This is a genomic window from Pararhizobium mangrovi (genome assembly GCF_006516965.1).
Classification (GTDB): domain Bacteria; phylum Pseudomonadota; class Alphaproteobacteria; order Rhizobiales; family Rhizobiaceae; genus Pararhizobium_B; species Pararhizobium_B mangrovi.
This window is the reverse complement of record NZ_VHLH01000004.1, coordinates 44,594-56,853: the sequence shown is the minus strand read 5'-3', so window position 1 is coordinate 56,853 and position 12,260 is coordinate 44,594. Positions and strand designations below refer to the sequence as shown.

The window sequence follows — 12,260 nt, the reverse complement described above, 5'->3', positions numbered from 1 at the left end:
GCCGATGGATCGCAGTTCGGCCTCAGGATAAAGGCCATGGTGCAGTGCTCACAAAACGGGCAGCACCTGCGAAATCGTCGCGGTGCCATGAGGCAGAGAATCATGTCTTCGTACGTGCGCACCCCGTAATTGCGGGCTTTTCTGCCGATTGAAATGGTAATCGAACGCTCTAGATCTGCATTGCGTCGCAGCATCGCATGCTCGTGAACTTGGCAGGCGATGTGAAATCGGATAGCAAATTGCCCGATAAAGCGAGCGGCCGAGCAGCGTCCCGGTCCCGACGGAAAACGACGGGAAGATCCTCACCATGGCAAACGACAATGCGAAACTGACCGTCGAAGGCACCGACATCGAGCTACCGACGCGCGCCGGCACGCTTGGACCGCATGTCTTCGACATCAACCAGCTCTACAAGCAGACCGGGGCTTTCACCTTCGACCCGGGCTATACCTCGACCGCCTCGTGCGAATCGAAGATCACCTTCATCGACGGCGACGAAGGGATGCTCCTGCATCGCGGTTATCCGATCGACGAGCTCGCCGACAACGGCGACTTCCTCGAAGTCTGCTACCTGCTTCTTTACGGCGAACTGCCGACGAAGGCCGAAAAGGCGGATTTCGACTATCGCGTGACGAACCATACGATGGTTCACGAGCAGATGAACCGGTTCTTCACCGGTTTCCGCCGCGATGCGCATCCCATGGCGGTAATGTGCGGCGTCGTCGGCGCCATGTCGGCCTTCTATCACGACTCTACCGACATCACCGATCCGCGTCAGCGCATGATCGCGAGCCTGCGCATGATCGCCAAGATGCCGACAATCGCGGCGATGGCCTACAAGTACCATATCGGTCAGCCCTTCGTTTATCCGAAGAACGACCTCGACTACGCCTCGAACTTCTTGCGCATGTGCTTTTCCGTGCCCTGCGAGGCGTACGAGGTGAACACGGTACTCGCGCGTGCGATGGACAAGATCTTCATCCTGCACGCCGACCACGAGCAGAATGCTTCCACGTCCACGGTGCGCCTCGCCGGCTCGTCCGGCGCCAATCCGTTCGCCTGCATCGCCGCCGGCATCGCATGCCTGTGGGGCCCCGCCCATGGCGGCGCCAACGAGGCGGCCCTCAACATGCTGGCCGAGATCGGCACCGTTGACCGCATCCCCGAGTTCATCGACCGCGCGAAGGACAAGAACGATCCGTTCCGCCTCATGGGCTTCGGCCACCGGGTCTACAAAAACTACGATCCGCGCGCCAAGATCATGCAGAAGACCTGCCACGAGGTGCTGAAGGAAGTCGGCAACGAGGACGACGAGCTTTTGAACGTCGCTCTGGAGCTCGAGAAGATCGCGCTGACGGACGAGTACTTCATCGAGAAGAAGCTCTATCCGAACGTCGATTTCTACTCCGGCATCACGCTCAAGGCGCTCGGTTTCCCGCAGGAAATGTTCACCGTCCTCTTCGCGGTCGCGCGTACGGTCGGCTGGATCGCCCAGTGGAAGGAGATGATCGAGGATCCGAACCAGCGGATCGGTCGTCCCCGGCAGCTCTATACTGGCGCGGAGAAGCGCGAATTCGTGCCGATCGACCGGCGCGGCTGAGCCTTATCGGGCGTTTGCGGATCGGATCGAACGCGAGCGCCCGACCCGTTTTCCCTGCCAGCGCAGCGGGACGCTATCGCGTTTCGCTGCGTTTTTGCTTTTGGGCGAAGACGTCGAGCACGATATCGGCGGCGTGTTCGCTCGGCGGACGGGCCGTCTCCATGCGTTCTCGTACGCAGGCGAACCCTTCGATCATCGCCCGGCGTTGAAGCGTGTCGCCGGCAAGCCGCTCGAGCCAACGTGCCAGCCGGCCCGGACGAACCGTCTCGTTCATGTATTCCGCGATCACCGGATAGTCGGCGATCATGTTCGGCAGGGCCGCCGACCACGCCGTGATGCGCCATACGAGCAGGCGTGCGAGCGGATCGAGCTTGTAGATCGAGACGCACGGCACGCCGGCGAGCGCCAGTTCCAGAAGCACCGTGCCGGAAGCTGCGACCGCCGCGTCCGCTTCCGCAAAGGCCTTCCATTTTCGCTCGGGCCCGACCACGACTTCGGGCTTTACCGGCCAGTCCGCAACCGCGGTGCGGATCCGTTCCTCGTGCCGGCGGACGGCCGGCAGAACGAAGCGGGGCGCGGAATAACGGCCGCCAAGTTCCACGAGCATGTCCCGCATGACCGGCAGGTGCCGCTTGAGCTCGCTCAAACGCGAGCCCGGCAGAAGCAGGAAGACCGGCTGCCCCGTCCGTTCGCCGGAAGCCTGGTCCAGGGTTGACCGGTTTCTGCGGGTTTCGACGAGCGCCGGCTCCTCGACCAGGGAATGGCCGACATAGGTGATCGGCGGGCCGCCGAGCCCGGTGACGATCTCCGGCTCGAACGGCAGGACGGCGAGCACGTGATCGACATAGGCGACCATGCGCCCGGCCCGGCGCGGTTTCCATGCCCACACCGTCGGGCAGACATAGTCGATGATCGGAACGTCCGGCAGATGGCGCCGCACGCGTCGTGCCACCCGATGGGTAAAGCCCGGACTGTCGATGATGACGAGCATGTCCGGTCGCTCGCGGATGATGGCATCGGCCGTCTGCCGGATACGCAGGAGTAGCACCGGAAGGCGTGTCACGATCGCACTGGCGCCGACGATGGAAAAGACGTGGTAGTCGAAAAGCGAGCGCAGGCCCTTCGCTTCCATCGCTTCGCCGCCGACGCCCATCAGTTCCAGATCGCCCCCGACGCGCTTGCGCAGGGCGGCGATCAGCGCTGCGCCAAGCGCGTCGCCGGAGCTTTCGCCGGCGACGATGGCGACTTTGCGAAGCTTCCGACCTTCGCCCGCATCACTCATGTGTCGTTCCCGCGCACATCCATCGAGAGACCGAGGACGAAAAGGCCCTTCGCATCGGCTTCGGCAATTAGCGCCTCCCGATCGAGGACCAGCGAGCGGCCCGCCTCGACGGCGATCCCCGCAAGACCCGCGGCCGCGACCTCGGCAATCGTGGACAAGCCGATGGAGGGCAGATCGGCGCGCTCGTCCTGCTGCGGCTTGCACAGCTTAACGAGAACGCCGCGGCTGCGCTGCGACAGGCGACCGGCAGCGCGTAGGGACGCCACGCGCTCGAGCATCGCGTCCGTCCCCTCCACGCCTTCGAGTGCCACGACCCGGCCGCCGACGGCAACGGCGCCCTGGCCGATATCAAGACGGCCGAGCAGCGATGCGGCCTCGCGTGCTGCCGCGATATCCCGTTCCTCGCTGGCGCCGGGACGCTTCTGCGTAAGCGGCCCGGTTTCGGCAAGCAGGCCGGGCACGACCTGTTGCGCGGCGACGACGCGATAACCGCCGCCTTCGATCAGCGTGATTACCATGCGCAATACGGCATCGTCACCGCCACGGGTGAGGATGCGCACGACCCGAGGAACCTGAAGGAGGTGGCTGAACGTACTACGGATCTCGCGCAGTTCCGGGCGTCGGCGCACGCCACCCGAAAGCACGACCCTGCCGATCTGCTCGCGCCGAAAGGCTGCCTGCAGCGCGGCGAAATCGCCTGTACCGATGGTCACGTGATCGAAGTCCGACCAGTCGCGATCGGCCTCGTTCCGCAGGACGACGATGAACGGGTTTTCGCCGTTGGCGCGCGCGGCCACCGCGACGTCATGAGGCAGGCGGCCACTGCCTGCGACGATGGCCAGACGACCGTCCGTGCCGGGATCTCCCGGCATATCAGGGCCTGTCGATGCGCGCCGGCGAGGAAAGCGCCCGCTCGTGATCGGTGAGGATGAAATCCAGGATATCGCGCACGGCGGGCAGTACGTCCGCACCGCCATCAAGCTTCGCAGCCTTTTCGCGGATGGCGCCTTCGCCATGGAAAATCTGACGGAAGGCACGGCGAACCGTATGGATCTCGGTCTTGCTCATGCCGTTTCGCGCCATACCGATGACGTTCAGCCCGGCGAGCACGCCCGGATTGCCGTTCAGCATGCCATAGGGAATGACATCGTGGCTGACCGCGGAAAGCCCGCCGATGAAGGCGTGGTGGCCGACGCGCGTGAACTGGTGGACGGCGGCTCCGCCGCCCATGATCACCCGGTCGCCGACGCTGACATGGCCGGCGAGCATGACGTTGTTCGAAAGGATCACATGATCGCCGACGTGACAGTCATGCGCGACATGCGAATAGGCAAGGAAGAGCGAGTGGTCGCCGACGGACGTGACGCCTCCGGCGTCGGGCATGCCGGTGTTCATCGTGACGCCTTCGCGGATGGTGCAGTCGGCGCCGATCACGAGCCGCGTATCCTCGCCACGATACTTCACGTTCTGCGGTTCGCCGCCGAGAATTGCGCCGGGAAAGATGCGCGTACGCTCACCGATCGACGTATTGCCCGTCACGACGGCATGGCTGACGAGATCGACCCCGGCCCCGAGCCGGACCTTCGGACCGACGTGACAGAACGGGCCGATGCGCACGTCGGCGCCGATCTCGGCACCCGGTTCGATGATGGCACTTGGATGAATGTCGCTGGCTGACGCCATGAACTAGGACTTCTCCCGCGGAACGAGCATGGCGCCGACTTCGGCTTCGGCTGCCTTGGCACTGCCGACCATGGCCTGGCAGGTGAACTTCCATATGTTGCCGCGCTGGCGCGTCTTGGTCACATGGTACTCCACGCAATCGCCCGGAACGACGGGCTTGCGAAAACGGGCGTTGTCGATCGTCATGAAGAACACGTCGTTCGACCCGCCCCCTTGGCTGCGCGCGCAGATCGCGCCTGCCGTCTGTGCCATCCCTTCGATCAGAAGCACGCCGGGCATGATCGGGTTCTCGGGGAAATGGCCGGTGAAATGCGGCTCGTTGGCCGTCACGTTCTTGATACCGACGGCCGATTGATCGCCATCGATGTCACGGATCCGGTCGACCATGAGAAAAGGGTAACGGTGCGGAAGCAACCGCATGATTTCCTGAATATCCGCTGCCTCCAGCGCGCTCGTCCAATCGTCACTCATCGCCCTTGTCCCGGTTCTTGTCCCTTCCGAATGCCCTGGCGTTGATTTCCGCCGCGTCGCGCAGGAACGCGCGCATCGGCCGAGCGGGCACCCCACCCCAGCGCGCGCCTGCCGGCACGTCGGAAGCGACGCCGCTCAGCGCGGCGATCTGCGCCCCGTCACCGACCGACAGGTGCCCGTTGATCTTCGCCGCGCCCCCGATCATGACCTGGTTGCCGATATTCGCGCTACCGGCGATCCCGACCTGGCTGACGATCACGCAATGGCGGCCGACGCGCACGTTGTGCCCGATCTGGACGAGGTTGTCGATCTTCGTTCCCTCGCCGATCACCGTGTCGTCGATGGCCCCGCGATCGATCGTCGTATTCGCGCCGATCTCGACGGAATCCTGAATGATGACGCGGCCGACCTGGATGATCTTTTCCATACCCGACGGCCCCGGGACATAGCCGAAGCCGTCCTGGCCGATCCGCACGCCCGGATGAAGGACGACATCGTTGCCGACCAGCGCGTACTGGACGCACGCGGTTGCCGCCACCACGCAGTTCCGGCCGAGCGTCACGCCCGGTCCGACGACCGCGCCGGGACCGATCCGGCTGCCGCGGCCGATTTGCGCACCGGCACCGACGATCGCGAAAGGCTCGACGACGACGTCTGCTTCGAGCACCGCCGTCTCGTCGACGACCGCGCGTTCGCTGATTCCCGTCGCGTTCGTCATTGGGCCGGGCTGCGCTGCGGTCGGGTACAGAGCCAACGCCGCCTTCGCGAAGCAATTGTGCGGATGGGGTGTCAGAAGGGCCGCGGTGCCGCGTGGCACGGCGACCGCCATCGCCTTCGAGCAGAAGACCGCCGAGGCGCGCGTTGCCGAAAGCTCCGCCGTATTGCGCCTGGAAAGCGCGAAGGTCACCTCGCCCGCCACGGCGCGCGACAACGGCGCGACGCCACGGATCGACGTTTCGGAAAGCCCCGGATCGCTGAGCTCGGCCCCGGTCATCGATGCGAGCTCCCCGACCGGAATTGTCCGTTCCTGTGGAAAGAAGGTACGCGCACTCATGGGCGCCGCCGGGCTACGACACGGCGTTGGTGGCTGGCCGTCGGGTGCGGCGCGAAGCGGGCTTTTCCCATGAAGACGGCAACCTCCTGCCACGCGCCGACGAACGAAGGCGCCCCGCCGATCGCAGGGCGCTACACGGGGCCCCGTGCCTAGAAGTTGGTCGACGCTCCGAAGCGGAAGTTCTGGACGTCGTCATAATCTTCCTTGGCGACCGGCACGGCATAGTCGAACCGCAGCGGACCGAAGGGCGAGGCCCAGATGATGCTGGCTCCGACCGAGGCGCGAATGTTGAAGTCGTCGCCGACGATGCGATCGTCCGATGCCGGATTGTTGTCCAAGCCGTAGAGCGTGCCGGCATCGGCGAACACCGCGCCACGAATACCGACATCCTGCGGAATGACGGGCATGGGGAAGCTCACTTCCGCCGACGCGTTCAGGTAGGTCGCGCCGCCGAGCGGATCATCGTAGCTGTGATCGCAACCCGACGTGTCGTCGTCGCAATAGGCGCGCGGGCCGATGCCGCGCGTATCGAAGCCGCGAATGGTCTCGCCGCCGAGGAAGAACTGGTCGAACGTGTTGACCGATCCGTTCGTCTTGATGAGCTGGCCAGCACCGGCGCTGAGCGAGCCGATCACGTCCGCCGATTCGATGATCGGATGGTAGTAGGCCGCCTTGCCGGTGATCTTCAGGAAATCGGCATCGCCGCCGACCCCGGCGAACTGTGCCGAAGCCTTCGCGTAGAAGCCTTCACGCGGCAGGTTGTGGTCGTCGATCGTGTCGTAGGTCAGGCTCGCCGTTACCGACGAGGTGATGCGATCGTCGACGCTGAGGTCGCGCTTATAGGTTTGCGACAGGTCGTCCGAGTCGGTGATGTCGTAGTCCGTACGCTCGAACGTGTAGGCGAGACCCGCTCGGATATCGTCGGTGATCGGCGCAGAGGCGCGCAGCGTGAAGCTGTCCTGCGAGTAGTCGTAATTGTCGAAATAGCTGTTGTCGATGTGCGAGGCGTCGAAGCCGGCCGCGAGCCGATAACCGAGGAAGTACGGCTCGGTGAACGACACCTGATAGTTGCGCGAGTCGGAGCCACCGCCGGCCGAGACACGGATGAACTGTCCACGACCGAGGAAATTCCGCTCGGTGATGCTCGCGTTGACCGTCGCGCCCTGATCGGTGGAATAACCGCCGCCGATCGAGAATTCGCCGGTCGGCTTGTCCTGCACGTTGACGACGAGGATCACGCGATCCGGCTCGGAGCCCTGGCGCGTGTCGATGTCCACGGAAGAAAAGTAGCCGAGCGCTTCGAGGCGACGCTTGGCTTCGCGAACGGCGACCTTGTTGAACGCGTCGCCCTCGGAAATGTCGAAGGCGCGGCGGATGACGTAGTCACGGGTGCGCGTGTTGCCGGCGATCTCGATGCGCTCGACATAGGCGCGCTGGCCCTGGTCGACCAGATAGGAAACGCCGATCGTGTGGTTCTGGAAATCGCGGTTGCCGCGCGGGGTCACCTCGGCGAAGGGATAGCCCTGGCTCGCAATGCGATCGGAGATCGCTTCGACCGTATCCTCGACATCCTTGGCGTTGTAGGTATCGCCCTTGCGTGTCTGCAACAGGCCGCGCAATTCGGAGGAGTTCACGCCGGCGACGGAACTGTCGATCTGCACGTTGCCGAACTTGTAGCGCGCGCCCTCGTCGACCGTGATGGTGATCGTATAGGCGTTGGCGTTCGGATCGAAGTCGGCGACCGAGGAGACGATGCGGAAGTCGGCGAAGCCGTGATTGTAGTAGAACTGCCGCAGGCGCTGCTGATCGGCGTCGAGCTTCGTCGGGTTGTAGACGTCCTTGCGCGTCAGCCAGCTCAGGAAGTTGGTGCGCTTCGTCTGAAGCACGTCGGCCAGACGCCCGTCGGTGAAAGCGTGGTTGCCGACGAAATTGATCGACTTGATGTCGGTGCGGTCGCCCTCGTTGATGTTGAAGGCGATGTTCACGCGGCCGTTGTCGAGCGGAACGACCTGCGTCTCGACGGTCGCATCCTTGCGCCCGATCGATTCGTAAGCCTGCTGGATCGTCCGCTTGTCGGCCTCGAGCTGCGGCTTGTTGTAGGGTGAGAGCGCCTTGGTCTGGACCGCCTGCTCGAGCTGCTCGTCCTTGATCTTCTTGTTGCCGTTGAAGACGACCGCGTTGACGATCTGGTTTTCCTGCACCGTCACCACGAGGCTGTTACCGGAGACCTGCATCTGCACGTCGGAAAACAGACCCGTCTGGAACAATTGCTTGACGGATTCGTTTATGTCGTCGTTGGTGAACGACTTGCCCGGCTTGATGGTGATGTTTCCACGCACCGTAGAAGCGGATATGCGGCCGTTCCCTTTGACGACGATGCGGCTGACGGTAGCTGCCTGCGCCATCTCGACGGTGCCGATCGTGACGACGGCGGCGCCGGACACAACCATGGTTGTCGATAGCGCAAGTGCCGAAGCGGCACCCAAAAAGCTCGATGCGGCCCTCATGGTCAAATCGTCACCTTCTTGTCCCGTTTTGTCCCCGCGGCACCACTAGAAGGTACCCCGCACCCGATCGCCGTTGTACTCGCTTTTCCCCTAGAGACAAGGCGCCCGGTTAAATTCCGTTTACTTCGATCCGCATCGTGACCCTTAAGCGACAGGTGCGATCAGTCATGGTAAACGAATGGTTTCCGCCCGGCACCACGATCCCTCCACGGCCGCTTATCCGAAGATGCGGCTGACGTCGTTCCAGGTGGCGAACACCATCAGCATCAGCACCAGCGCGAGCCCGAACCGGAACGCCGCCTCCTGAATCCGTTCGCCCAGCGGACGGCCCGTCGCTCCCTCGATAGCATAAAAGACGAGATGGCCGCCGTCGAGCATGGGAATCGGCATCAGGTTCAAAAGACCGATCGAGACGGAAAGAACCGCGACGAGATGGATGAGCGCGACGACGCCGAGTGTGGCGACCTGGCCGGAAACCTGCGCGACGCGGATCGGTCCGCCCAGTTCGTCGGCGCTCTGGCGGCCCGCGAATATATTGCCGATGTAGAGACCAGTATGCGCGACGATGCGCCAGCTTTCGAGCGCGCCCTGCCCCAAGGCCTCGACCGGACCGTACCGGATCCGCCGGAAATTGCCGGCCGACTGATCGGTGACGACACCGATGAGCCCGACCTGCATCGTATTGCCGAAGCGATCGGTGATCTCGCTGGAGCGCGGAGTGATATCGAGCGAGACGTCGTGACCGTCCCGCGAAAGGACCATGTCGAGCCGTTCGCCCGGCCGCTGGCTGACGATGCGCCGCACGTCGTCGAAGGTCGCGGTTCTGGCCCCGTCGATGGATACGAAACGATCGCCGGGCGCGATACCGGCGGCTGCTGCGGCACTTCCAGGCTGCACGCGCGCGACCACCGGGTCGGCGACCATCCGGCCATCCATCAGGAAGAGGGCGGAAAACACGGCGATCGCCAGAACGAAATTGGCAAGCGGACCGGCGGCGACGGTCGCCGCGCGCCGCCAGAGATCGGCCCCGCCCAGCGAATGCCGGCGCTCTTCCGGCGACAGTTCGGCGATCGAGCCGGTGTCCGGCGCGCTTGCGGCATTCTCGTCGCCGAGGAAGCGCACATAGCCGCCGAGCGGAACGGCCGACAGGCGCCAGCGCGTGCCGCGTTTGTCCGTCCAGCCGATGAGTTCAGGCCCGAATCCGACCGAAAAGGCGAGCGCCCGGATGCCGCACCAGCGCCCGACGAGGTAGTGCCCGAGTTCATGGAAGAAGACGACCGCCGTGAGGACGAGGAGGAACGGCACGATCGTGCCAATGAGGAAACTACCGATCGACGTCAGGATGTCCATGAACCACCCCCTTGAGCAACGCGCAGTGCACGACGAGACGGGCGAGCGTCCGCGCAAAGCGCTGCACCTCTCGACGAAACGGCCCGGCTCGTCATCGTGCCCGCCTGTGCCGGCTTGATGAGCCCCGGCACCAGAACCGTCACGAGATAGGCCGCAAAAGCGGCGAAAACAAGCGCGTCGATCCGGTCCATCAGGCCGCCATGGCCGGGAATGAGCCGGCTCGAATCCTTCACCCCGAAGCGCCGCTTGATCCATGATTCGAAAAGGTCGCCGGCTTGGCCGCAAACGGAAAGCGCCAGGCAGACGAGGCCGAGCCAGACGATCGGACCGCCGCCCTCGCCGATGCTGAAGACCGCCGTGCCGACGACGATGCCGGCAAGCGTGCCGCCGACTGCACCGGACCACGTCTTGCCGGGCGAAATGCGCGGTGCGAGCTTGCGCCCGCCGACGCGCCGGCCGACGAAATAGGCCGCGATGTCGCTGGTCCAGACGACCGCGAACAGGCCCAGGATGGCGACGAGCCCCTGCCCGCCGTCACCGCGCAGAACGGCGAGCGCGACCGCCGGAACGACCGCATAGACGATGCCGCCGGCGAGCCAGAGCCTGCGTCGTGCCAATCGCTGCCATGCCGCGACACAGACCGCCGCGATGACGGCGAGCGCCATGGCGATCTCGCCGTGATGGAAGACGATGGCGAGCGCGCAGAGCACGACCGCGAGCCCTGCGAAGATCGCCACCTTTTCGTGCAGCACCCGGGCGCCGACGATGCCGGCCCATTCGTGAAAAACGAGAACGGCCGCGACCGCCATGAGGATGCGAAACGCAAGCCCGCCGAACCAGGTCGCGACGAGAACGACGACGCCCATGACGAGGGCGGAAGCCGCCCGGCGGCCGAGATCGCCGCTCATCCCGAACCGACGGCGAGATCGGCGTCGTCCACGGCTCCGAAACGCCGGTCGCGTCGGTCGAACTCGGCGAGCGCACCCTCGAAGGCAGCGCGGTCGAAGTCGGGCCAGAGGCAGGGCACGAAGACGAGCTCGGCATAGGCGGCCTGCCAGAGCAGGAAGTTGGAAAGGCGCTGCTCGCCACTCGTACGGATGATGAGGTCGGGATCGGGCAAGCCGGCGGTGTCGAGCCTCGCGCCCAGCAGCGCATCGTCGACCTCGTCGGCCGCGACCCGTCCGGCCGCAACGTCCTCGGCGATCTCGCGCACGGCCCGGGCGATCTCGTCGCGACCTCCGTAATTGAAGGCGATGACGAGGTTGAGGCCGGTATTCTCGCGCGTGCGGGTTTCGGCTTCGTCCAGCAGACCCTTGATGTCGGGCGCCAGATTCTTGCGGCTGCCGACGACGTGCACGCGCACGTTCTCGCGATGGAGTTCGGCGAGATCTCGCCGGATGAAGAGCTTGAGCAGCCCCATCAGATCGGTCACCTCCTCGGGCGGTCGGCGCCAGTTTTCCGAGGAGAAGGCGAAGAGCGTCAGACAGCCGATGCCCATCTCGCCGGCCGTGCGGACCGTCTGGCGAACCATCTCGACGCCCTTGCGGTGTCCGAACGAGCGCGCGAGGCCGCGCTGCTGCGCCCAGCGGCCGTTGCCATCCATGATAATGGCGACATGCTGCGGAATGGACAATCCGATCTCCTTGCCGGGGCTGAACTCGAACGCGGGGCGGGCGGCCTTATGCGAAGCTATACCTGCATGATTTCCTTTTCCTTGTCGGCCAGAAGGTGATCGATCGTCTCGATCGTCTCGTTGGTGAGCTTCTGCACGCGTTCGGACTGGGCATGGCTCTCGTCCTTGCCGAGGTCGCCGTCCTTTTCCGCCTTCTTGAGCGTGTCCATGCCGTCGCGGCGCACGTGCCTAGCGGCGACACGCGCGTTTTCGGCATAGCCGTGTGCAAGCTTGACGAGGTCCTTGCGCCGCTCTTCCGTCAGGTCCGGCAGCGGAATGCGCAGGTTCTGTCCGTCGACCACGGGGTTCAGGCCGAGATTCGCCTCGCGGATCGCCTTGTCGACGGAAACCACCAGCCCCTTGTCCCACACATTGACCGAAAGCATGCGCGGTTCCGGCGCGGAGACGTTCGCCACCTGGTTGAGCGGCATGCGCGTGCCGTAGGCCGAGACCTCGACCGGATCGAGAAGGTTGGCCGAGGCGCGACCCGTGCGGAGCGAGGCGATGTCGCTCTTGAAGGCGGTGACCGCCCCCTCCATGCGCCGTTTGAGATCGCCGATGTCCACTCCGTCGCTCATTCGTTCGTTCTCCCGTTCGTGTCGCGCGTCAGCATGCCAGATCGAAATGGCTTGCGCGCATAG

At 64.7% G+C, this 12,260-nt stretch carries 11 protein-coding genes; 1 reads left to right on the top strand and 10 read right to left on the bottom strand.

Features of this window, described 5'->3' with window-relative positions; all coding sequences use genetic code 11:
- Nucleotides 1–307: 307 nt before the first annotated feature.
- Nucleotides 308–1,600, top strand: coding sequence for a citrate synthase (gene gltA, locus FJU11_RS03230; RefSeq protein ID WP_141165587.1), 1,293 nt, complete (start codon nucleotides 308–310; stop codon nucleotides 1,598–1,600).
- A gap of 73 nt (nucleotides 1,601–1,673) precedes the next feature.
- On the opposite strand, the gene FJU11_RS03225 is transcribed toward gltA, so the two are convergent.
- The 10 genes from FJU11_RS03225 to frr form a co-directional block, all read right to left on the bottom strand.
- A complete protein-coding gene (locus FJU11_RS03225; RefSeq protein WP_141165586.1) occupies nucleotides 1,674–2,882 on the bottom strand; it encodes a lipid-A-disaccharide synthase in 1,209 nt (402 codons plus the stop codon).
- Entirely contained in the window at nucleotides 2,879–3,754 is an 876-nt protein-coding gene (locus tag FJU11_RS03220) for an LpxI family protein (RefSeq protein ID WP_141165585.1), read from the bottom strand. Before FJU11_RS03220 ends, FJU11_RS03225 begins: the two co-directional genes overlap by 4 nt.
- 1 nt (nucleotide 3,755) lies before the next feature.
- A complete protein-coding gene (gene lpxA / locus FJU11_RS03215; protein ID WP_141165584.1) occupies nucleotides 3,756–4,565 on the bottom strand; it encodes an acyl-ACP--UDP-N-acetylglucosamine O-acyltransferase in 810 nt (269 codons plus the stop codon).
- Between the two features lie 3 nt (nucleotides 4,566–4,568).
- Nucleotides 4,569–5,036, bottom strand: coding sequence for a 3-hydroxyacyl-ACP dehydratase FabZ (fabZ, locus tag FJU11_RS03210; protein ID WP_141165583.1), 468 nt, complete (start codon nucleotides 5,034–5,036; stop codon nucleotides 4,569–4,571).
- Entirely contained in the window at nucleotides 5,029–6,090 is a 1,062-nt protein-coding gene (lpxD, locus tag FJU11_RS03205; protein ID WP_141165582.1) for a UDP-3-O-(3-hydroxymyristoyl)glucosamine N-acyltransferase, read from the bottom strand. Before lpxD ends, fabZ begins: the two co-directional genes overlap by 8 nt.
- 149 nt (nucleotides 6,091–6,239) lie before the next feature.
- Nucleotides 6,240–8,597: an outer membrane protein assembly factor BamA gene (gene bamA / locus FJU11_RS03200; RefSeq protein WP_141165581.1), complete on the bottom strand. Its 2,358-nt coding sequence runs from the start codon at nucleotides 8,595–8,597 to the stop codon at nucleotides 6,240–6,242.
- Nucleotides 8,598–8,813: 216 nt separating this feature from the next.
- Nucleotides 8,814–9,947: an RIP metalloprotease RseP gene (gene rseP, locus FJU11_RS03195; protein WP_141165580.1), complete on the bottom strand. Its 1,134-nt coding sequence runs from the start codon at nucleotides 9,945–9,947 to the stop codon at nucleotides 8,814–8,816.
- The gene (locus tag FJU11_RS03190) at nucleotides 9,935–10,855 is read right to left on the bottom strand and encodes a phosphatidate cytidylyltransferase (RefSeq protein ID WP_141165579.1); all 921 of its coding nucleotides are present in this window, start codon (nucleotides 10,853–10,855) and stop codon (nucleotides 9,935–9,937) included. The genes rseP and FJU11_RS03190 overlap by 13 nt, the downstream gene beginning before the upstream one ends.
- Nucleotides 10,852–11,586 (bottom strand): isoprenyl transferase, encoded by a 735-nt coding sequence (locus FJU11_RS03185; RefSeq protein WP_268935185.1) that lies wholly within the window; start codon nucleotides 11,584–11,586, stop codon nucleotides 10,852–10,854. Before FJU11_RS03185 ends, FJU11_RS03190 begins: the two co-directional genes overlap by 4 nt.
- A 50-nt stretch (nucleotides 11,587–11,636) precedes the next feature.
- A complete protein-coding gene (gene frr / locus FJU11_RS03180; RefSeq protein ID WP_141165578.1) occupies nucleotides 11,637–12,197 on the bottom strand; it encodes a ribosome recycling factor in 561 nt (186 codons plus the stop codon).
- Nucleotides 12,198–12,260 lie beyond the last annotated feature (63 nt).